Below are 20,574 nucleotides of genomic sequence, written 5' to 3'. Positions count from 1 at the left end.
TGCGGCAAATTTGTGAACGAATGGTTAAGGGCACTTGAAAAGCAAATCGAATCAATCCCTTGTCAGAATTGAACTGGCTTCCGATCAGGTATTCGAAGGGTATTCAAAGGTTAAGGAACTGTTAATCCCATTTGACTCTGCTTTTTGTCGGGACTTAGATCAAGTCGACGGGGGATGCTTGGGTATGGGGTTCATCCTTAGGCTCGTCTCGTCGGGTTCAAACCTCCAAAGGGAGAAATTGGCATGAAGAAGCTCATGACGATGGCCCGGCAGTTCCGCGACGACGATAACGGCGCTGCTATGGTCGAATATTCCATTCTGGTCGGCATCATCGCCGGCGCCGCGATCCTTATCATCGTCGGCATCGGCCTGTGGGTGGGCGGCCGGTTTACCGAGCTGTGCTCTGATCTGGACTCAAGCGGCATCGGCAGTTGCGGCAGCGGTACCGGAAGCTGATAGCAGAAGCATCCAGGGTCCGGGCAGCAATGCCCGGGCCCTATTTCGCCCAGGGCGGGCGATTCACTAGATTTGGGGCTTGGGTCGATGCGCGCTAACACAATCATCATGATCGTCCTCGCCGGCGTGTTCGGCGTCCTGGCGGTGGTACTTTCCAATATCTGGCTGGCGAACCAGCGCAACGCGCTGGCGCAGGCAAACGGTGTGCCGCGCGACACGGTCGTGGTGGCGGCTGTTGCGCTGAAGTTCGGCGACACGCTGACCGCCGAGAAATTACATGAAATCGCCTGGCCGGCGGGCGCGGTCCCGGCTGGCGCCTTCAAGAGCACCAAGGAACTCCTGACCGGCGACGCCAAGCAGGCATTGCAGGCGATCGGGGCCAATGAGCCCATAATTGCGACGAAGATCACCGGCCCCGGCCAGCGCGCCACGCTTTCGGCTGTGCTCACCGAAGGCATGAAGGCCGTTTCCATCAGGGTCAATGACGTGCTCGGCGTTGCAGGCTTCGTTTTCCCTGGCGACCGGGTCGATGTGCTGCTAACCCGTACGGTGCGTAGCGGTGATGGTCCCGACAAGAGTTTCGTCGATGTATTGCTGCAGAGCATGAAGGTGCTCGCCGTCGACCAGGTGGCGGATGAGAGCAAGGACAACCCGACAGTGGTGAAGTCAGTGACGCTGGAAGTCAGCACCAAGGATGCGCAGAAGCTGACATTGGCGGCCGGCGCTGGTCAATTGTCGCTGGCGCTTCGCCAGGCCGCGGCCAGCCAGGGCGAGGCCACTGAGCGCGTCACACTTGCCGACCTTACCGGCGACACGCCCGACGATGTCGCCGCCAGGCAGGCTGAACTCGACAAGCAGGCGGCAGCCGAAGCCGAGGCCGCAGCCGAGCGCAAACGCGCCGACGACAAATTGGCCGGGCTGACCCAGGCAGTCGAACGGGTAGGAAGCAGACTCGACGATCTGAGCAAGGTCAAGCCGGCCCCAGCTGTGGCATCTGCGCCGCAAGTGAAGGAAATCGTCAAGGAAGTTGTCAAATATGTACAGCCGGAACCGCCGGCTCGAGCGACAGTCGGTGTCTTTCGAGGTATAAAGCTCGAAACATACGATGTGCCGCGACAGAAATAATACCGGCATATTAGGATAGGTGGAATCCGAATCAGCCGGCAGGGGGGTAGCGTAGATGCGTGCGTACTGGGGACCACTCGCGGCGGCTGCTCTGGCCTGTTTTGCAGCGCTTCTGCAGCTCAGCTTTGCGGCTCACGCTACTGACCGCAACATCGACGTGTCGAACCCGACCGTCCACCGCGTCTTCATACCCACGTCGCAATCGGTGACGATCCAGGTGAACGCGACGCTGGGCGACATCGTCGTCGGCGACGAGAAGATCGCCGACGCCCAGCCGATGACCGACAAGACGCTCTATGTCATCGGCAAGAGTGCCGGCACCACCACAGTAAATCTCTTTTCCGAGGACAAGCGCTCGCTTGGCGTTATCCAGGTCGAGGTCGGGGTCGACGTCAGCGACATGGCGCAGGCGATCCGTCAGGTGGCGCCCAAATCGCGCATCGAGATCGGTTCGATCAATGGCAAGGTCAGGCTTGGCGGCCACGTCAAGGACGGCGCGACGCTGGCAGCCATCATGGAGGTGGCTCAGCAATATGGACCCGACGCCATCATCAACTCCGTCATCGTTGACGACAGCCAGCAGGTGAACCTGGAAGTTCGCGTGCTGGAAGCCAAGCGCAATGCCGGCCGCGACCTCGGCGTTTCGATCAGGAGCAGGAACGGAAGCGGTACGACGCGCACCGGGACGGGCATCGCCGCCGTCGACGAAGACAATGTGGTGCTGGGACCGGGAGACCTGGTCAGCGGCCTGCTGTCGAACAGCAATCCCTTTGCAGCGCTGATCACCCGCGTCATCGACAGCAACATCAAGGTCGATCTGATCATCGAGGCGCTCGAGGCCAAGGGCGTGGTGCGCACGCTGGCCGAACCCAATCTGACCACGCTTTCAGGCGAGACGGCCAGCTTCAACGCCGGCGGTGAAGTGCCTATCCGCAGCGTCGGCACCAATGGTGATATCCAGATCGAGTTCAAGCAATTCGGCGTCAATCTGCTGTTCACGCCGGTGGTGCTGGACGACGGCAAGATCCATATGAAGCTGGCGCCGGAAGTGAGCGACCTGACCGGTTTCACCAGCGCGGGCGACCCGATCTTCACCAATCGCAAACTGTCGACCACCGTCGAACTGCGCGACGGCCAGAGTTTTGCCGTCGGCGGACTTCTGTCCAGCAAGACCACCAAGCTGCAGAACCAGGTGCCCTGGCTCGGACAGGTGCCGGTCATTGGCACGCTGTTCCGCAACTCCAGCAACCAGAAGGAAGAAACCGAGCTTGTCGTCGTCGTCACGCCGCATATCGTGCGGCCAGTCAAGCCCGGCGAACAGCTGGCGACGCCGTTCGACAAGACGCGGCCGGCCAACGACCCGGAGTTCTTCATCCTCGGGCAGCTCGAAGTGACCAAGGACATGGTTCGCAAATATGAACTCGGCGAAGGCGTGACCGGCCCTTATGGCCACATGCTGGACCTCAAATCGAAGGACAAGATGCTCTATGTCAAGAAATAGCGTCCTGATCCTCATCCTGTGCGCCGGCGCGCTGACGGGCTGCGCCGCCGACTATCTGAACAATTACGACACGGTGACGCTGGCAGCCGGCGATACGCAGAAATTCAACTCGCTGCTGCAGACGGTCGACCCGCTCAATCCGAACTCGAAGAACACCAGAATAGAGGACGATGGCGTGCGCGCCGCCGGTGTCGCCCAGAGGTACAAGATTCCGCCACCGCCACCGCCGGCCCCGAACATCACGGTGAACGTCGGCAATACGAATTGAACAGAAGGATGCGGTTTTATACGCGCCAGGCGAACGAGGGTTTCTGGCGCCAGGGGAGCTAAGAGTAACGCCATGTTGCGAACCATTCGCGCGTTCTGGCACGATCAAAGGGGTGTAGCCCTCGTTCTAGTGGCCATCATGCTGCCGGCGATCATCGGCTTTTCGCTGCTGGTGATCGACATGAGCCGGGCCAACAACCTGCACAACGACTTGCAAAAGGGCGCCGACGCTTTTTCGCTCGCCGGGGCCTCGGAACTCGACGGCAAGCCGGATTCGATCGATCGCTCCGATCGCGCAATCGCCAATCTCGTCGACAACACGTATAAGTTCTCAAGCGCCGGGCCGATACAGATGCTGACCGCGGCCGGCATAACCCGCCGCTACCTGCGGTCGCTTCCGCCAAATGACACTGACGCAATCAGGGTGCAGGACGTCACCACCGACGCTGTTGAAGCCCAGTTTGTCGAGGTGACGGTCAACCCGACTGGGTTCTCGGCTATCTTTCCCGCATCGTTTCTGACTGGCAATACCGGCGATAATGCCTTCAACATCCGAGCGACCGCAGTCGCAGGCTTTGCCGGAGTCGTCGTCTGCGACATGACCCCCCTTTTCATCTGCAACCCGTTCCCCGGTGAGAACCTGCAGGATGTGGTCAACAATCAGAATTTCTTCCGAAAGGGCATCAAGCTTGTGATGGGCTCGACGTCGTGGGGGCCTGGCAACATGGGCTTCCTTAGACCCGCCGTTTCCCATGGCTATGGTGAGGGCGACCTTGCCGACGACATCGCCCATGTCGATTTCCCCGAGTGCGTGAACAGCCGTGGTATTTACACCCAGACCGGCAATCTGACCGAAAAGGCCAAGGCGGCGTTCAATACCCGCTTCGACATGTACGGCCCTCACTTTGGAAAGAACGATGCGACTGTTCCTCCCGCACCGAATATTCGGAAGGGCTTCGATTTCAAGCCCAAGGGAAACAAACCAGGCACCGACCCGTGCGATATGATCCCCGCGACCGATCTCACGAAGTTCCATGGCCTGACGCAGGACACCGCTTACCCGCTCTTTGACGGGCGCATCGGCAATGGCTTCTGGGACTACGACGGCTACGTGGCCGCCAACTATCCCAATGGCGAACTGGCAGACTTTAGGGACGCGAGCGGAAACGCCTACTCCAACACCAACCCGCCATCTCGATACGACCTCTACAAATACGAGCTAAACACCCCCGGACTGGTGAACACTCCCTCTGTCGGCGGTGAAACCGGCCAAGCAATGTGTCACGCAACTCCATCGACCGACCCCGATCGTCGGCTAGTCTATGCCGCGATTGTCGACTGCGACCAGTACGCGGACGAATTGAACGGGCAGAGCGGCTCAATGACCGCGATAGGGTTCGCAAGCTTCTTCCTCACCGAACCAGTTACCGGCGACGATGTGTTCGCCGAAATCGTTGACATCGACGGCAACGCAGGGCGCGGGACCATGGTCGGCTTCGCGAAGGACAATGTCCAACTTTACCGCTGAGCGCACAGGAATCCTTCGCCGACTCGCCCGGAAATTCCGCCGCGAGGAGCGCGGCGCGATCCTGGTCGAGATGACGCTGATCACGCCGCTGATGATCGCGCTGTCGGCGGGTGTATTCGAGTTCGGCACCATCATCCACCGGAAGCTGCTGATAGAAGTGGGCCTGCAGGACGCAGCACGGTACATGGCACGTTGCACGACCGGCTTCGCCACTGTGAATTGCACCACGACGGCGCAGAACATTGCCAAGTATGGGACACCGACGGTCGGAACCTTGAGAGTTGCCGACTGGGGCACCGACGAGCCGGTCGTCATATCAACCTATGACACCACAAATGGGGTCGATCCCGACACCGGGCTGCAGGACTACCGAGGGACCGGCGCGACTGTCCGCACGATCCGCGTGACCACCAGCTACGCATATGGGGCTACGGCGCTGCTCTCCTATATCGGTATCGGTCCAATCACCATCACCGCTTCACATGAGGAGCGATTTATCGGGTATTAGCATGCGACCATTGAGTGATTTCAGACAAGACGAGTGCGGAGCAGCCATGGTCGAGGCTGCAATTGCCATGACACTGCTTCTTACGCTGACGCTTGGCTTCATCGATTTCGGCTATGCGCTCTACCAATGGAATGCCGCGACCAAGGCGGTCCAAGTCGGCGCGAGGGCAGCCTCCATTTCCAATCCAGTCGTTACCGCGCTTGCCAGCGCAGCGGGCACCGCGAATACGGCACTGGTAGGCACGGCGATGCCAGAAAATAGCTATTCATACTCCTGTACGGGAGCCGGCGTCTGTTGTACCGGAGCCGGCGTCTGTACTTCTACGCTCAACCAGCCGAATTTCGACGCGATCTACAATCGCATGGTCGTGTTTTTTCCAAGGCTCCAACCGGCAAACGTCAGGATCACCTACTCCGCAACCGGGCTCGGCTATTGGGGACGCCCGGGTGGTCCGGTCCCGACGATAACCGTCAGCCTGCAGAATGTGACCTTCCAATTTTTCTTTCTGGGCGCACTGCTTGGATTCGACAATATCACCATGCCCCCCATGCTGAGCACGGTTACGGGCGAAGACTTGAAGAGCACCTATCCATGAATGCCATCAACACCAAGGTCCTTCCGACAAAACGCAAACAGGTCGCCCTGTTCTCGTCCGATCCGAATTTCAAGCGCGATGTGGCGACGCGGCTCGAGGCGCTGGCGATCTATGATGTCAGGATTTCCGATACGGGCGACTTCCTCAACGGACCGCCCGCCGACACGCGCCCCGGCATCGTCATCCTCGACTTTGGACATGGCGAGCTGCTCGGCCAGCCGGGCATCGTCGAGGCCCGCGCCAAATGGGCAACCGTGCCGCTGATCGCGGTGTCCGACGAACTGACGTCGGAGCAGACGCGGGCGCTGGTGCGCATGAACGCTTCGGACTGGCTTCACAAGCCGCTCGACGCCAAGGAGCTGCTCAACGCCGTCACCTTCCACGACACCGGCAACCAGGGCACCAAGAGCCGCATCATCACCTTCATCGGCGCCAGCGGCGGTGCCGGCGCGACGACGCTGGCCTTGTCGGCGGCGGAATTCCTGGCGTCGAAATCGACCGATCGCGCCGCGGCGACCTGCCTGGTCGATCTCGATTTCCAGAGCGCCAATTGCGGCGCCTATCTCAACCAGTTCAACCAGTTCGACCTCGCTGGGATCATCGGCATGCCGGAAAGGCTCGATGTCGAGCTGATGGACGTCATCAAGCTGTCGCGCCCGTCCGGCCTGACGCTCTATTCCTTCGAGCGGCCGCAACTGCCGTTCGAACCGCAGGGCGCCGATTTCGTGTTCCGGCTGCTCGACCTCGTCGCCTACCGGTTCGACGACATCGTCATCGACCTGCCGAACATCGAGACGCCCTGGCACAATTCGGTGCTGTCGACGAGCGACGAGATCTTCATCGTCTTCGAGCTCAACGTCGCCTCGCTGCGCCAGGGCAAGCGGCTCTACAAGAAGATCCGCGAATTGCGCGGCAATCAGGTGAACATCACGCTGGTCGCCAACAAGCATAAGCGCAAATGGTTCGGAAACCACTTCTCGCGCAGCGAGCTGGAAAAGATCTTCAAGGCGCCGCACATCAAGTCGGTGGCTCTGGACAATGCGCTTTTGACCGATGCCCTGAACCGTGCCATCCTGCCTTCCGAAGTGGACGGGCGGGCGCGCTTCAACAAGGATCTGAAGCGGATGTTCAAGGAACGGCTGGACGATGCCGCTCGCTAACCACCGCTTCGCCCAGGGGCTCACCGGCGCCTGCATGATGGGCCTGGCACTGGCGTCGGCCTGCGATCTCGCCGAGGCCCGGTCCGCGCTGCTGGACCGCCCGCCGCTGCCGGCCATGGGCCCCAGCCTGCGCAAGACGGTCGCCTTCGCTACCAGCGAGCAGGCCGGCACGATCATCATCCGCAAGGACGAGAAGGCGCTCTACCTGGTGACCAGCCAGGGGCAGGCATTGCGCTACCAGATCAGCGTCGGCCGCGACGGCTTCGGCTGGACCGGAACCGTCAAGGTCGGCGCCAAGACGGAATGGCCCGAATGGCGGCCGCCCAAGGAAATGCGCGCCCGCCAGCCGGAGCTGCCGGCCATGGTGCCGGCCGGTCCCTATAATCCGCTTGGCGCTCGCGCCCTTTACCTCTCCCGGGACGGGCGCGACACGCTCTACCGCATCCATGGCACCAACGATCCCAAAGGGGTCGGCTTCGACGGAACATCGGGCTGTTTTCGCCTTACCAACACCGATGTGATCGATCTCTTCAAGCGCGTCGCGGTGGGCGCAAAGGTGGTGGTGGAATGACTATGATCAGCGACCCGGACATGCCGGCCATCGAACTCGGCGCGCAGGAAGTCGTCGCCGGCAAGCCCAGCCGCAAAGGCACCATCGGTGTCGTTGTCGCGGGCGCTGCGCTGGTCACCATCGTGAACCTGACGGCCGCGGTCTATCTCTACCGCGGCATGAACGATTTGCGCGTCGTCGAAGCCCGGCTGGAGCAGCTCGGCCAGTTCGAGCAGCGCATCGGTGCCCGCCTCGATACGATCAACAACGGCTTCCAGAGCCGGTTCGAAAAACTGGACAGCCAGTTGCAATCGGATTTCAACGAAATCGACCGCAACGTTGCCCGGCTTGAGCAGAACCCGCCCGTTGCCGCCAGCGACGACAGCATGTCGAGCGCGCCCGAGCCGACGGTGGTCACGACAAGCACGGCGGAGGAAGCCCCTGCCGTTGCCGAAAACATGGCGGAGCCGGATGCGATCGAGATGCCGCGCCCGCCGAGAAAGCGGACCCCGGCTGTTGCCCCGCCACCGAACCCCGCCTACCAGCGCATCCAGCAGGCGGACGGCAAGGTCTATTATCGGAAGATCAACTAGATCACTCGGCCTGGTTGGCGCAGAGCGCTAAAGATCTCGCTGCAGAGCCAGGATGCGGATTGCGCGTGCTTCGGTGCGCTGCCTGGCTTCGCTAAGGAAGGCAATATGGCAATAGGCGCATGCGGCAGCGCCGAGAGCCAGCACCAGGCTGTTCTTCAAGGTGAAGTCGACCATCAGCGAGAACTGAAGGCCTCTCGGCGCCGTGAATGAGGCAATCGTGCTCGCCGTTTCCGAATGACTGCTGACGGCGATCATCAGCCCGGCGAAAAGCAGGGCGACATGATTGGCCAGGAAGAAGGCGGCCGATCCCTTCGCCCGGCAGGTCATCCAGCAGAGCATGGAGGCACTTGCCAGCATGGCGGCATCAAGCACGAACGAGCCACCCAGATAAAGGCCGACCTGCTGCCAAAACATCGTTGCCAATGGGCGCAGTTCAAGCCAGATCCACCACATTGCGGGGCTGGACGGATAGGCGCCGAGCAGGAACGTCGCGGTTCGCTCCGCCGCCAGAATGAGCAGCATGAGGGCTGGGAAGGCAAAGAGCAGTATCGGTTTGCGCTTCATGTCATCCTCGACGATCCGAGGCGCAGAGTAGGCGGCATTGATTGCACAAGGCTTAACGGCGGCAGATCCCAAAAGCCTATGATATGCTTGCGCCGACGGCAAGGATCGCCGGCGCGGACGGGTTCAGCGAAGGATCGATGCCGTTTTCCCAGGCGATATCGGCTTCGGCGGGAAGCCAAGCGAGCAGGCCGATGAGCGGCGCGGGTCTGGCGCAAAGGCCGGGCCTTGCGATCGCGTTCGGAGCCCTCGAACTGCTGGCCGGGGTCTTGCTGATCATCTGGGCGGGCGCCCTGGTCGCGGTCGACCGGCCCAAGCTTGCGCCGGCACAGGCTGTCGGTGGCGAGCAGCCGATCCCAGCAGTTGCATCTCCTCTGGAGACAGGACCACAACAGCCGGCACGCAAGATCGCCCAGGACCTCATTGCCCCGCCGCCGCTCGAAGTATCGGCAATCGAGCGGATCGAGCCGCGCCTGCCGCTTGGCGAACTCGGTTTGGCGTCATGGCCGGAAACGCCGATGCCGGACGACTGGCGGGAGACCCTGCTCTACCGTCCGATCGCCACCTCATCGGCCGCTTTCGAGGCGATGGGCAGGACGGTGGCCATCAGCGGCACGCTCGGCGTCGATCCGGACCAAAGCTGTTCGTTTGGCGAGGCGGCCTGGCCTTGCGGTCAGCGAGCCCGCGCGGCCTTCAATGCCTGGCTGCGCGGGCGGGCGCTGAAATGCTTCGTGCCGCCGGAGACCGACCGTTTCGCCATTGCCGCGCCCTGCAAGCTCGGCAAGCAGGATGTCGGCGCCTGGCTGGTGGCCAATGGCTGGGCCATGGCGGCGCCCGGCGGCATCTACAGCAAGGCAGAGGCGACGGCCAGGACTGCCGGCATGGGCATATTCGGACCGCCGCAATAGTCGGCCGGCCGCCAAGCCCCGGATATTTCTTTTGTTAACCGTTGCGGCGCAGCTTTCCCCTGGAGTAACCGCGGTTTGATGTTTTGGGCTCGAGCAGGGGACGTCATTTGTCCCATTCATCAAATTGTAGGTTCCTCGAAACCGAAATTGCAACACACAGGCCTTATGCAAGCGCATCCGACAGGAGATTGGCCGGTGACGAGAACAATGACGACCAGCGCTGCCCATGCGTGGAAAGAAGTCGCTTGGTTGACCCTTCTGGGGACCGCCGGCTGTCTTGGCCTTTCGCTGGGCCTCAACTATCTGCTTCTGTTCAGCGAGGGGCTGACGCCGTTCGCGCGCAGCATGATCACGGCAGCGATTCTGCCGCTGGCGATCGGCCTGCCGCTTTTCCTGGTGATCGGCTGGAAGCAGATCGAGCTTCGCCGCTACCGGCAGGAGCTCAACCGTTCGGCGACCTATGACAGGCTGACCGGCTGCCTGAACGGGCCTGTCTTCACGTCGCTGGTCGAAAGACGGGCATCGAGGCCAGCGCAGACCGGCCCGCGTTCCGGCGCCTTCCTGGTGATCCATCCGGAGCATCTCAGGTCGCTCAATCTTCGCTTCGGCCTGGAATGGGGTGACGAAGCCCTGCGGCTCATCGCCTCGACCATACAATCGTCGGTGCGCAAGGAAGATCTGGTCGGTCGCATCGGCACGTCGATGTTCGGCGTCTTTCTGCCCGGCGCGACCGAACAGGATGCGAAGGAAATCGGCGAACGCATCCGGGCGCGAGTCGCACAGGTCTATTTCGCGCCGAAGGGCGCGGAGGCTGTGCTGGCGATCAGCGTCGGCGGTGTCGTGTTCGAGCACGAACTCGCCTTCGAGGACATGTTCCGGTCGGCGGAAGAGCGTTTGTCGCAATCCCGGGACGGACTGGAATTGTCGCATATAGGCGACGACCGCAGCTGAAACGGCAGATCTGGTCGAACGATCGATGAGAGACTGGTGCTGCGAGAGAGGATTGAACTCTAGTCGAATTCAATAATTTCAATATCTTACGTGATGTTTTGCAACATTGTGACGTTCATAAAAATGAACTGATAGACAACCCTCGTATTTCAGTCGGCCCTGGGATCGGGAATGCCCGCCTGGTGGGTTCTGTCCTGCAGCTGCCAGGGACGGAACCAGATAGGGCCCTGCCGCGTCATAGAAGCAGGTTCCCATGGAGTCACATCGATGATTAGGCTCGTTCTGTTCATCGCCGCGGCGCTCGTCCTCGCCTCCGCCGGGACCGAGGCGGCCAAGCTGGACCTAGCCACCGTCAATCAGGCCCAATTCGCCGCCGGAGAACCGAAAGGCTTCAGCCCGGCCCTCCTGAAGGCAGAGATCCTTTTGGATCGCGCCCGCTTCTCGCCGGGCCTGATCGACGGGCGCGTTTCAGAGAACTTCACCAAAGCGGTCCGGGCCTTTCAGGCGGCGAACGGTTTCCCATCCGATGGCAAGCTTACTCTGGAGACCTGGGACAAGCTGATGGCAACCTCCGGCAGCCCGGTCCTGGTCACCTATGAGCTGACGCGCAAAGATGTGCGCGGACCTTTTACCAAGCGTATTCCGGCGCGCCTGGAGAGGATGGCCCGCCTGCCGCGGCTCGGCTATCACAACGCGATGGAGAAGCTGGCGGAACGCTTCCATGTCAGCGAACAATTGCTCAGACGGCTCAATCCGGGCACCCGCTTCAAGAAGGTCGGCACGAAGTTGCATGTGCCGGATGTTGGTCGGGGCGATCCTCCTACTGCCGTTGCCGGCGTCGAGGTCGACAAGGGCGCACGCCTGGTGCGCGTGCTTGATCCCTCGGGAAAATGGCTCGCAGTCTTCCCGGCTTCCATCGGCAGCGACGAGAAGCCGGCGCCAAATGGCGAGGCGGAGATCAAACGCGTGGTGCATAACCCGACCTATCACTACGATCCCGACTTCGCTTTCAAGGGGGTCAAGTCCAAGCGGCCCTTCACCATTGCCGCCGGGCCGAACAATCCTGTGGGATCGATCTGGATCGACCTTTCCATCGAAAGCTACGGAATTCACGGCACGCCCGAACCTGGCAAGATCGGCACGACCTTCTCCCATGGCTGCATCAGGCTGACCAACTGGGATGCCGAGGACCTCGCTTCCATGGTGCAGAAAAACACGAAAGTTAGCTTCAAGGACGAAATGGCGAACGCAGGCGACGAGCGGCCTCAGTAGCCCAATACGCGGAATGCTTGGCAAGTTTGTCGCTCGCGTGTTTGCAGCGCGCACATTCCGGCAGCCGACAAGGTCATTTGGCAGGTGGTAACCCGTCCAAGATCTGATCTCATTAACACGCGAGCAGGGCCTTTCCGTATTTGGCCCACAGCTGCTCGCAATCTCTGGCTCGAAGAGTTGGAGTCCCCAGGTCGCCATATACGACCATTGCGGCACGGACATCGTAGCCCAAGATCGGAGCATTGGCGACAAACTGGACGGCCTCGCCCAGACGGCGGACGTCAAGAGCGGCATCGGTTTTATTGGTGCTATCGAACACACCCAGGATCTGGGCTTCCTTGTTCCTCACTGCCAAAACAGCTGCCAGCGCTTCTTCGGTCATCATGTGGCCTGTCGACGAACGGTTTCAGGAATATCCACAACGCGTCGCGGCGTGTTCTGATTGCGCAGAACGCTTCGCGACATTTTTTGATTGCATCTTGCCGCGAACCATTCAGCGCCATCGCGCGTCAAACCGATGAGGCATTGGTTAGCGAAATCCGCCGGCACGTCCACGATGGTGTCAATTACGGCCCAAGTGTCGGTCGGCTCCTGCACGACCACGAATCTCATATTAGTCACTCCTAATGGAATAACTCGCGAGAAGGGCCGCTGTTCCGCCGCGCGGTGCAGTGCCGCCGCTCCGCGTCGGAAATTGCTGAAGACCTGCTGGAACCGGCTGAGTTGCGCCTAAGGGTCCTGGCTGGGTGCTCTGTGTATTTGAGATGGAACCGCAAGTCCCCCGCGCGCCTCGCGGCACTGTCGAACGCAATCTTGACGCCGCACATAGGAGCACCGACCTCGGGGCAGGCGTGCCGTTCGGAACGCCGAGGGTGAAGTGTTAGCGTATCTGAATGAGCCTTGAACCTGCTTGGCCGGTTCGCCGTTCTTTTTCGTCGTAATCTCCGACTATCAGGCGCCATCCTCGTAGAGCTCAATGGGGAGTCCGTCAGGGTCCGCAATGAAAGTAAACGAACGTCCTGTGTGGGGATCGATTCGGATAGGCTCAACTTCGACGCCTCGCGCCCGAAGTAACCGGGCGGTCGCCTCAACCGAGTCGACCGAGAATGCTAAGTGTCGCAATCCGCATGCCTCGGGCCTGGTGGGCCGGCTCGGTGGTGCTGGAAAACTGAACAACTCGATCTGCACAGGTCCATGGCGCAGGTCGCACTTCCAAGATTGCCTTTCGGCGCGCCAATTTTCGTCGACAACCACGAAATCGAGGTTGTTCGTGTAGAACTGCTTGGAGACCTCGTAGTCACTGCAGATGATTGCGACGTGATGGATTCCCAGAAACATCGAATTGGCCTCATGTGAGCGCGGACAAATCAAACAGAGCGATCACAAGTCACGCTTTAAGCCCGCGAGGATCCGCTTCGGTGAGAACGGGATGCGGCGGAACCTCACCCCGATTGCATCGAATAGCGCATTACCAAGAGCAGCTGCGGTCGGTCCCTGCGCCGCGCAGCGTCACCAAGCGCGTTGTGGTGTCGAACGCTTGGGATCACTGCCACGACAAGCAGGAGAACTGACAGGCGTTTACGGCGATCCGTAGGCGCCGTTATGATAGATCAGCGCAGGACCGGGCTCTCCGCTCATAACATGGCGGACGCTGCCGAGGATCAACGCATGGCTGTGGCGAATGATAGTAGCCTCGACCGTGCAATCGACTGCGGCAAGCGCGCCTTCAAGTGCCAGTGCGCCGGTCGCAAGAGCAGACCAGGCCGCTACGGCAGGCAAGCCAGAACCGCTGCGACACCAACCGCAACGAGCAAACCAGGATCTTTCTAAACCACGATGTCTTCCACGGTGACGCAGTGCCACGTAAGCCGCGTCGTCGTGACTAAATGCCGAGCATCTTCTTGGCTTCGTTGAGCGCAGCCTCTGATCCTGCATGATCGCCGGCGGCATGCAATTTTTCTTGGGCACGCAGTTCTTTGACCTTGGTCATGTCAGCCTCCGCAAGGGTCGCGGTCGGCAACGCCGAATCAATCGCGGCCATGATGGTCGGGCATGAATTCGCAAAGGCGGCTGCTGGGATGACCGACAAGAAAAGCGCAAGAGAAATTGAACGCAACATGGCTGTTCCTCCCTGCCGGCCCCGGAAGGCATAGCATCGACGACCGGCACGCCAATATTATAGGGCAGCACCCGCTACGGCAATCACCATGCTGGAATGCAGGCCTCTTTCTGAAGGACTCGCGCCTGCTCGATCAATTTCTTCATGGTTGCAAGGTCGGTTGCGCCCGAGCCGCCGCCGCATGCTCAGCGTGGACCGCCGGGAGACGGCGAGGAGCTTCGGTCGGGCCGAGCAAGCCGAACGACCCGGTTGGGGACGCGATGATAAGACGATCGACGCCCGCTGAAGCAGCCTGTGCCGCGACACCGACCGCGAAAGCCGCCCCCCGAACAACGTATCATGCCGGTGGTGCGCAGGCTGGGAATTAGCAAGTCTGGCGACGGCAGCACAAAGCATCATCCGACGGAACGGCTACTCCTTGCGAATTGCTCCATTAGTAGTATCTAATATCAAATTGATGGTCGTGCAGGAGCCGACCGAAGCCTGGGCCGTAGTTGATGCTGATCGTGAACGTGCCGGCGAATTTCGCTAACCAATGCCTCATCGGCCGAATGGTTCGCGGCAAGGTGCAATCAACAAACGAGTCCTGAAATCTTGATAGGCGGACGAGCGAGAATGCCCTGTCGCGCTCTAGGGAAGGAGACCGCAAGCCATGCACACTATCAGGATGCTCACCGCCGCCATGCTTTTTCTCCCCGGTCTGGCCTCCGCGGCCGACTTACCGCAATTGGACGAACGGCAACTGGTGATGCCGGTCAGCCACGGTATTTCGCTGGCCGACCGGTCGACCGTCAACCGCTGCAACTCGGCAATCGCAGAATGGGCCGCGCAATACAATCCGGTTGCCGTCGAGACCAGCCTGACCGAGCCGGTGCGCCGACGCGCTGGCGGCGTGCGGATTGCAACGCTGTTCGTCGCGATCGACTACCTGCGCAAAGGTGGCGTCGAGCCGCGCTCGGCGACCATCGCCTGCACGGTGGCGGCGGACGGCCAGGTCAGTGTTGAACTTAAGGAAGGATAGAACCGGCGCAGATTGTCGTCCTGCGCCGTGAACGCGCATCCGGCTCCCCCGCAGGTGGCGGATTTGCGGCTTCCTGAGCTATCCGCGCCTCGCGCAAACGGGCCGTCTTAGCTTCGCGCGCCTTGCGCTCCAAGTCTATTATCTCTTGGGCTACCCGTTTGGCTCTAGCGTCTCGATCTGTGTCGATCCTTGTCGCCACGTTAGCCCTCCGCCTTGAAGTTCTTGGCTTCCTTCTCGGCTTTGACCTTGCCGTGCTTTTCAGCAAGATCCTTAGCCTGCTGAGGGGAAACGTCTGTGATTTCCGCTAAATGCATTGCCTCCTTGTCAGAGAGGCGGTTGTCCTTCTTGCCTTGTTTGGTAGCCATGTATGAATCTCCTCGTTGTTGGAGACTAACGGGCTGGAGGTTAGAGCGTTCCTTTGGAACGCTCTGCCGTCTTGGACAGTGCTTGGAAGCAGGAGGTGCACCATGCCCAATTTCCGCTTTGAGATCGTAGAGTTCGGCAAGACCACGACATTGGAGCAGGAGCTTTGCAGCGCCCGACCTGGCCAGCCCGAGAGCAATCGAAATGGCCCATGCCGCCCTGTCGGCAGGATCCTCGACCGGCGCTGATCAATCGGGCTCGATTATCAAGGTTTACGATGAGGCAGGCTATCTGGTTGCCACCGTCAATTTTTCCGACGTAGTGCGTGATAATTCCGAGCTGCGATCTCGCAGTAGTAATCCGCCCACCGAAGAGCCGGGTGTGATGCGGTCTGGTTGATTAATGTCAAACAGCTAGGCATGTCAGCCACCCATCTTGTGGGTGCGACTTTGTTTTCTGCGTTCGATGCTCCGGGCGTTTCGACGAGCAACTCTCAGTTGGGCAAGTGTCGGTTGCCACCAACCCCTCGACCGTTCGTCCGCTCCTGGCGGACTGCGTGCGGGCCACGTCCTGACCAATTCGGGGAGCGTGGCCGAACGCCAGCGGCCCCATACGTAGTCGACGTGTGCGCGCATCGCGATTGGATATGAAGCGGTCAACTCTAACGGGTCAACGAATGCGCCGGATACTTCATTGAAAACGACAATGCCGTATTGCTCTGTCGCAACTGGCCGACCAAGAGGCGGCAACTCTTCAGCTGGCAGTGGATAGCGATGACGGCGACGTTCGGCGTTCCGCTGTTGAGCGACCTTGGAAGCTCCAGACTCTCTGGCGGCCTCTCGTCGTCGCTTCCTCTCCTGGGGTTCGGCATGTCGGGCAGCCTTTTCGATTCTTGCCCATCTGCGACGTAGCTCTTCATACGAACGGAATGGCACCCGCCAGGCCCGCAATTCGTCGTCCCAACTTGCCCACGGAACTGCCCGCAGTTCCTCGAGTACGATGTTCGAATAAGGCGTGCGAACACGTAGGTCGTCCGAAACCTCCAAGTATGGGCTCGATATCGGATCGAAGGCGAAGGCATCACGTCCCTTGCTGTCCCCGTGGATGGCCAACCTCTCTGCCTCTTGCGCCAACCAGCGGTCGATCCTGCGGCTGGCCGTCTTTCCCGGGACGAACCAGCTCTTGCGCTCATCGCTCCACCTCGCTCGCGTAAAAGCCTGTCGAAATCGCTCGACGGCCATTCTATCGAACGAAAAGCGCGCTTCGGCACCGGGAGCGTCCTGTTTCTGCGGCACAGGACTAGCGTCCGATTTTTCCGCCATGCGCCATCAATCATCTGTTTGCGCACAGAAACGTTCGGTAACCCTTTAAGGTTCATGGCGTGAACCGGGCCGCGCCAGAGCCGAACCGCTCCTTCCGGAACATAGGGCGCGAACGACCGTTTTGCATTTGGGTAAAACCAAGGAGGTTATTGACCATGGACTGGAACCGCGTTGAGGGAAACTGGAAGCAGGTCAAAGGCAAGGTCAAGGAGCAGTGGGGCAAGCTCACTGATGACGATCTGGACCGTATCGCCGGCAAGCGCGACCAACTCGAAGGCAAGATCCAGGAACGTTACGGGATTGAAAAGGATCGCGTGCGTCGGGATATCGACGACTGGTATACCCGACAAGGCTGGTAGAATTGCCTTTCGGCAATCGATGGGGCGCTGTCGCATGGCAGCGCCTTTCTTTTGAAGGTGCCACACCCAACCCACCCACGCTACGGCGCCCGGCGTTCGATCAGCGTCCCCCTGATAGATCGAGCACTTTCTGTTGGGCGAAGGGCGGCGAGCTAGGGCCGGAGGCCAAGCTGGGCTGACTTCCAGCAGGCGGTCGATTACCCGGGATGAAATCAGTTTTCGGAAACGTTAATGGAAAGGGTAACGTTCGAGATCTGACGCCCAATACCGGCGCCAGTGAGCAAAGACCCCTTCGGCCAGCGCGACACCGCGCGCGAGACGCCAGGGAGACCGGAAAATGTCTGCCGCCTATATCAACCGGATCGCGACAGCGGTTCCGGAACACGAGGTTCATCAATTCTATCTGCGGTTTGCGGCTTCGATGCTCGCTGCCAATCGCCGGAGAGTCTTCGAACGCATGGCCGGGCTTGCCGGCATCGAGAGCCGCTATTCCTGCTTTGCACCCGCCATCGATCCCGAAGGACCGTCTGTCGATCTCGCGGCGACTTTCATCCGCGGCGCTTTTCCGGGAACGGCAGCTCGAATGGCGATGTTTTGCGAAGCCGCACCCGTCTTGGCACAAAAGGGCGTCGACGGATTGCAGCTCGGCGGAGACGCATCGCGCCTTACCCACCTCATCGTCACCACTTGCACCGGCTTTTCCGCGCCGGGGATCGACCTCGACCTGGTCGCGCGCTGCGCCCTGCCGGACGGCATCGAACGCACGATGATCGGGTTCATGGGCTGCTACGCGGCGATCAATGGCCTCAAGCTTGCCCGCCATATCGTGCGCTCCGACCCGCGCGCGAAGGTCCTTCTGGTCAATATCGAGCTCTGCACCTTGCATCTCAGCGAAACCACTGAACTGGAAAAGCTGCTGTCGTTCTGCCTTTGGGGCGATGGCTGCGCGGCCGCACTTGTCACCGGCGAGCCCCCCGGCATCGAGCTCAACAGCTTCTATTGCGCAGTCGCGGACGAGCGGCGGAACCTGATGAGCTGGGATATCCGTGACCACGGCTTCGACATGGTTCTTTCCGGCCAGGTGCCGGCGGCGATCCATGACGCGGTGCTGAGCAATCAGAACGCTATCCTCGGCGGCCGGCCGCCGGACGCGATCGACCTCTGGGCCGTGCACCCCGGCGGACGTTCGGTTCTCGACGCTGTCGAAAGAGCGTTGAAACTTGCGCCCGCCGCGCTCACGCCGTCGCGCGAGGTGCTGCGCCGATACGGCAACATGTCGTCGGCGACCGTGATGTTCGTGCTGCAAGAGATGCTGAAGGCGCCGGCGGGCCTCCTCGGCTGCGGCATGTCGTTCGGACCTGGATTGACGGCCGAAACCATGCTTTTTCGAACAGTGTCATGAACGCGCTCAGCCACCGCAGCCTGGTCCCGGAAATCCTTGACGGGCTTGCGGCCGACGATCCGCGGGCGCTCGCCTCGCGCCGCGATCTCCGTCGCATCAACGCGCTGATGTTCCAGGCGCGGATCATGGCGTCATTGCTGAAGAAATTCGTGCCGAAGCCGCCACGCCGCATTCTGGAGATCGGGGCCGGCGACGGCACCTTTATGCTCGCCGTGGCGCGGCGCATCGCTAGGCATTGGCCTCACGTCGAACTGACGCTGCTCGATCGCGTCGGCCTGGTCACCAACGAACTCTCGACCGAATTCGAGAGGCTGGGATGGACCGTCGAAGGTATCACGGCCGACGTCTTCGACTGGGCGGAAAGGGCCGAAGGCGGGCGCATCGACGCAATCACCGTGAACCTTTTCCTGCATCATTTCGACGACGCCGAGCTGGTGCGTCTGTTTTCGCTGCTGGCGCCGAAAGCCCCGTTGACCCTGGCGACCGAACCGCTAAGGGCAATGTCGGCGCTCGCCGCGGCCCGGCTTCTTCCGGCGATCGGCGCGAACGACGTCACCCGACATGATGCGGCCCAGAGCGTGCGCGCCGGCTTTCGCGACCGCGAGCTATCTGCTCTCTGGCTTGCGGCTAATGGCAAGCCGCTGAAGGAGGGGCGCGTCGGTCCCTTTTCGCACGTCTTCGTCGGCGCCAGCACCAATTCCGGTAGGGACCCATGACGCGATCGTCGACTTACGATGCGATCGTCATCGGCGCCGGACCGGCAGGCACCTCCGTCGCGCTGACGTTGGCCCGGCGCGGATGGGCTGTGGCGATTGTGGAAAAGAGTGCGTTCCCGCGCCGTAAAGTCTGCGGAGAATACATCTCGGCGAGTAACATCTCGCTGCTCGGCCGCCTGGAGGTGGGCGATGCCTGGCGCGCCAAAGCCGGCCCCGAAATCCATCGCGTCGGCTTCTTTTCCGGCGAGACCTGCGTCGAGGCGCCGATGCCGGGTGCAAAATATGGGCCCCCTGCAAAGGACGGCTTCGGCCGGGCGCTGGGCCGTGACGTTCTCGACGCTCTGCTCTTGCAGGCGGCGCGGTCGGCGGGCGCCGAAATCTTCCAGCCTTGCCGAGCGGTCGCCACCGACCGGGATGGGGACATGCAAGCGGTGCGCATTCAGGCGAGGGATCAGAATTCCGGCGACGAGACGACGACGTTGCGTGCGCCGGTGATCGTCGCCGCGCACGGCTCCTGGGAGCCGGGACCGCTACCAAGCCAGCTTGAGAAGGCGAGCCGTCCGTCGGACCTGCTCGGCTTCAAGGCGCATTTCACAGGCTCGTTGCTCGCGCCCGATCTGATGCCGCTGCTCACCTTTCCCGGCGGCTATGGCGGCATGGTTTTGGCCGATCATGGCCGGCTGTCGATCTCGTGCTGCATAAGGCGCGACATGCTCGCGCGGCTGCGCAGGAACCATGGTTCCGGGCATGATGGCCCCAAACAGGATGGTCAGGTGTCGGCCGCGGACGCGGTCTACCGTCACCTCACGGCTTCTTGCCGGGGCGTGAGCGATGCTCTGGATGGAGCCTACCTCGACGGTCCGTGGCTTGCCGCAGGTCCAATCCGGCCTGGCATCCGCTCCTGCTACGAACGGGATATCTTCCGCGTCGGCAATGCCGCAGGCGAGTCGCATCCGATCATCGCCGAAGGCATCTCAATGGCGCTCCAGTCCGGCTGGCTGCTGGCGACGGAACTCGCGGACGCGCCAAGCGGCCGGGTAGGTCGCGAAGCTGCCGGCAGACGCTACCAAGCGGCCTGGAGAGGATTGTTTTCGACGCGGGTCTACGCAGCTGCAGTCATCGCCGGAATGGCCCTCGGTCCAGCCGGCCGTGCCTTGATGGGAGCGGCTGTCCGCAATTTTCCGCAAGCCCTGACACTGGGCGCACAAATGAGCGGCAAGACGAGGCCGATCCCCGGTCTTACATGACCGGCGCTGCGGCGCTCGCTTCCGCTCACAGCATCACACTATTGAACACT

The 20,574-nt window shown here is 61.2% G+C and carries 27 protein-coding genes; 19 read left to right on the top strand and 8 right to left on the bottom strand.

Annotated elements, in window-relative coordinates:
* The first annotated feature begins 243 nt into the window (after window positions 1–243).
* The 10 genes from ACFX5Q_RS22780 (at window position 244) to ACFX5Q_RS22735 (ending at window position 8,283) form a co-directional block, all read left to right on the top strand.
* Window positions 244–456 carry a Flp family type IVb pilin gene (locus tag ACFX5Q_RS22780; protein WP_404281596.1) on the top strand — a complete coding sequence of 71 codons (213 nt, stop codon included), beginning with the start codon at window positions 244–246 and terminating at the stop codon, window positions 454–456.
* A gap of 87 nt (window positions 457–543) precedes the next feature.
* Window positions 544–1,581: a Flp pilus assembly protein CpaB gene (gene cpaB, locus ACFX5Q_RS22775; protein ID WP_404281594.1), complete on the top strand. Its 1,038-nt coding sequence runs from the start codon at window positions 544–546 to the stop codon at window positions 1,579–1,581.
* A gap of 55 nt (window positions 1,582–1,636) precedes the next feature.
* On the top strand, window positions 1,637–3,082 hold the full coding sequence (locus tag ACFX5Q_RS22770) for a type II and III secretion system protein family protein (protein ID WP_404281592.1): 1,446 nt from the start codon (window positions 1,637–1,639) through the stop codon (window positions 3,080–3,082).
* Entirely contained in the window at window positions 3,069–3,350 is a 282-nt protein-coding gene (locus ACFX5Q_RS22765) for a hypothetical protein (RefSeq protein ID WP_404281590.1), read from the top strand. Before ACFX5Q_RS22770 ends, ACFX5Q_RS22765 begins: the two co-directional genes overlap by 14 nt.
* A gap of 72 nt (window positions 3,351–3,422) precedes the next feature.
* Entirely contained in the window at window positions 3,423–4,877 is a 1,455-nt protein-coding gene (locus ACFX5Q_RS22760; protein ID WP_404281588.1) for a TadE/TadG family type IV pilus assembly protein, read from the top strand.
* Complete coding sequence (locus tag ACFX5Q_RS22755) at window positions 4,858–5,385, top strand: TadE/TadG family type IV pilus assembly protein (protein WP_404281586.1); 528 nt, start codon at window positions 4,858–4,860, stop codon at window positions 5,383–5,385. Before ACFX5Q_RS22760 ends, ACFX5Q_RS22755 begins: the two co-directional genes overlap by 20 nt.
* Before the next feature lie 46 nt (window positions 5,386–5,431).
* Window positions 5,432–5,980 (top strand): TadE/TadG family type IV pilus assembly protein, encoded by a 549-nt coding sequence (locus ACFX5Q_RS22750; RefSeq protein WP_404281584.1) that lies wholly within the window; start codon window positions 5,432–5,434, stop codon window positions 5,978–5,980.
* Window positions 5,977–7,140, top strand: coding sequence for a CpaE family protein (locus tag ACFX5Q_RS22745; protein WP_404281582.1), 1,164 nt, complete (start codon window positions 5,977–5,979; stop codon window positions 7,138–7,140). The genes ACFX5Q_RS22750 and ACFX5Q_RS22745 overlap by 4 nt, the downstream gene beginning before the upstream one ends.
* Window positions 7,127–7,711, top strand: coding sequence for a L,D-transpeptidase (locus ACFX5Q_RS22740; protein WP_404281580.1), 585 nt, complete (start codon window positions 7,127–7,129; stop codon window positions 7,709–7,711). The genes ACFX5Q_RS22745 and ACFX5Q_RS22740 overlap by 14 nt, the downstream gene beginning before the upstream one ends.
* Entirely contained in the window at window positions 7,708–8,283 is a 576-nt protein-coding gene (locus tag ACFX5Q_RS22735) for a hypothetical protein (protein WP_404281578.1), read from the top strand. The genes ACFX5Q_RS22740 and ACFX5Q_RS22735 overlap by 4 nt, the downstream gene beginning before the upstream one ends.
* 27 nt (window positions 8,284–8,310) lie before the next feature.
* On the opposite strand, the gene ACFX5Q_RS22730 is transcribed toward ACFX5Q_RS22735, so the two are convergent.
* The gene (locus ACFX5Q_RS22730; protein WP_404281576.1) at window positions 8,311–8,847 is read right to left on the bottom strand and encodes a hypothetical protein; all 537 of its coding nucleotides are present in this window, start codon (window positions 8,845–8,847) and stop codon (window positions 8,311–8,313) included.
* A gap of 191 nt (window positions 8,848–9,038) precedes the next feature.
* Between ACFX5Q_RS22730 and ACFX5Q_RS22725 the strand changes: the two genes are divergently transcribed.
* From ACFX5Q_RS22725 to ACFX5Q_RS22715, 3 genes are all read left to right on the top strand, one after another.
* A complete protein-coding gene (locus tag ACFX5Q_RS22725; RefSeq protein ID WP_404281574.1) occupies window positions 9,039–9,752 on the top strand; it encodes a thermonuclease family protein in 714 nt (237 codons plus the stop codon).
* 249 nt (window positions 9,753–10,001) lie between these two features.
* Window positions 10,002–10,703 carry a GGDEF domain-containing protein gene (locus ACFX5Q_RS22720; protein ID WP_404281572.1) on the top strand — a complete coding sequence of 234 codons (702 nt, stop codon included), beginning with the start codon at window positions 10,002–10,004 and terminating at the stop codon, window positions 10,701–10,703.
* A gap of 171 nt (window positions 10,704–10,874) precedes the next feature.
* Complete coding sequence (locus ACFX5Q_RS22715; protein WP_404281570.1) at window positions 10,875–11,975, top strand: L,D-transpeptidase; 1,101 nt, start codon at window positions 10,875–10,877, stop codon at window positions 11,973–11,975.
* A 112-nt stretch (window positions 11,976–12,087) separates the two neighbouring features.
* Here the strand turns inward: ACFX5Q_RS22715 and ACFX5Q_RS22710 are convergent, their stop codons facing one another.
* The 5 genes from ACFX5Q_RS22710 to ACFX5Q_RS22690 form a co-directional block, all read right to left on the bottom strand.
* Window positions 12,088–12,360 (bottom strand): hypothetical protein, encoded by a 273-nt coding sequence (locus tag ACFX5Q_RS22710; protein ID WP_120018909.1) that lies wholly within the window; start codon window positions 12,358–12,360, stop codon window positions 12,088–12,090.
* Entirely contained in the window at window positions 12,357–12,587 is a 231-nt protein-coding gene (locus ACFX5Q_RS22705) for a hypothetical protein (RefSeq protein ID WP_404281568.1), read from the bottom strand. Before ACFX5Q_RS22705 ends, ACFX5Q_RS22710 begins: the two co-directional genes overlap by 4 nt.
* A gap of 339 nt (window positions 12,588–12,926) precedes the next feature.
* The gene (locus ACFX5Q_RS22700; RefSeq protein ID WP_404281566.1) at window positions 12,927–13,313 is read right to left on the bottom strand and encodes a VOC family protein; all 387 of its coding nucleotides are present in this window, start codon (window positions 13,311–13,313) and stop codon (window positions 12,927–12,929) included.
* Between the two features lie 240 nt (window positions 13,314–13,553).
* A complete protein-coding gene (locus ACFX5Q_RS22695) occupies window positions 13,554–13,910 on the bottom strand; it encodes a flavin reductase family protein (RefSeq protein ID WP_404281619.1) in 357 nt (118 codons plus the stop codon).
* Window positions 13,858–14,094 (bottom strand): hypothetical protein, encoded by a 237-nt coding sequence (locus ACFX5Q_RS22690; protein WP_404281564.1) that lies wholly within the window; start codon window positions 14,092–14,094, stop codon window positions 13,858–13,860. Before ACFX5Q_RS22690 ends, ACFX5Q_RS22695 begins: the two co-directional genes overlap by 53 nt.
* Before the next feature lie 667 nt (window positions 14,095–14,761).
* Between ACFX5Q_RS22690 and ACFX5Q_RS22685 the strand changes: the two genes are divergently transcribed.
* Window positions 14,762–15,115, top strand: coding sequence for a hypothetical protein (locus ACFX5Q_RS22685; protein WP_404281562.1), 354 nt, complete (start codon window positions 14,762–14,764; stop codon window positions 15,113–15,115).
* A 200-nt stretch (window positions 15,116–15,315) separates the two neighbouring features.
* Here the strand turns inward: ACFX5Q_RS22685 and ACFX5Q_RS22680 are convergent, their stop codons facing one another.
* Window positions 15,316–15,480, bottom strand: coding sequence for a hypothetical protein (locus tag ACFX5Q_RS22680; protein ID WP_404281560.1), 165 nt, complete (start codon window positions 15,478–15,480; stop codon window positions 15,316–15,318).
* 202 nt (window positions 15,481–15,682) lie between these two features.
* Here ACFX5Q_RS22680 and ACFX5Q_RS22675 point away from each other — a divergent pair, with 202 nt between their 5' ends.
* Complete coding sequence (locus tag ACFX5Q_RS22675; protein WP_404281558.1) at window positions 15,683–15,877, top strand: hypothetical protein; 195 nt, start codon at window positions 15,683–15,685, stop codon at window positions 15,875–15,877.
* A gap of 23 nt (window positions 15,878–15,900) precedes the next feature.
* On the opposite strand, the gene ACFX5Q_RS22670 is transcribed toward ACFX5Q_RS22675, so the two are convergent.
* Window positions 15,901–16,800: a hypothetical protein gene (locus ACFX5Q_RS22670; protein ID WP_404281556.1), complete on the bottom strand. Its 900-nt coding sequence runs from the start codon at window positions 16,798–16,800 to the stop codon at window positions 15,901–15,903.
* 155 nt (window positions 16,801–16,955) lie between these two features.
* Here ACFX5Q_RS22670 and ACFX5Q_RS22665 point away from each other — a divergent pair, with 155 nt between their 5' ends.
* The 4 genes from ACFX5Q_RS22665 to ACFX5Q_RS22650 all read left to right on the top strand — a co-directional run bounded on the left by ACFX5Q_RS22665 (window position 16,956) and on the right by ACFX5Q_RS22650 (window position 20,524).
* On the top strand, window positions 16,956–17,159 hold the full coding sequence (locus ACFX5Q_RS22665; RefSeq protein ID WP_120018918.1) for a CsbD family protein: 204 nt from the start codon (window positions 16,956–16,958) through the stop codon (window positions 17,157–17,159).
* Between the two features lie 337 nt (window positions 17,160–17,496).
* On the top strand, window positions 17,497–18,561 hold the full coding sequence (locus tag ACFX5Q_RS22660) for a type III polyketide synthase (protein ID WP_404281553.1): 1,065 nt from the start codon (window positions 17,497–17,499) through the stop codon (window positions 18,559–18,561).
* Window positions 18,558–19,277: a methyltransferase domain-containing protein gene (locus ACFX5Q_RS22655; RefSeq protein ID WP_404281552.1), complete on the top strand. Its 720-nt coding sequence runs from the start codon at window positions 18,558–18,560 to the stop codon at window positions 19,275–19,277. The genes ACFX5Q_RS22660 and ACFX5Q_RS22655 overlap by 4 nt, the downstream gene beginning before the upstream one ends.
* A complete protein-coding gene (locus ACFX5Q_RS22650; protein ID WP_404281550.1) occupies window positions 19,274–20,524 on the top strand; it encodes an NAD(P)/FAD-dependent oxidoreductase in 1,251 nt (416 codons plus the stop codon). The genes ACFX5Q_RS22655 and ACFX5Q_RS22650 overlap by 4 nt, the downstream gene beginning before the upstream one ends.
* Window positions 20,525–20,574 lie beyond the last annotated feature (50 nt).

The sequence above is a fragment of the Mesorhizobium sp. IMUNJ 23033 genome (assembly GCF_044778005.1).
GTDB lineage: Bacteria > Pseudomonadota > Alphaproteobacteria > Rhizobiales > Rhizobiaceae > Mesorhizobium > Mesorhizobium amorphae_A.
Note: the sequence above shows the minus strand (reverse complement) of the source record. Positions and strands in the feature narration are given on the sequence as shown.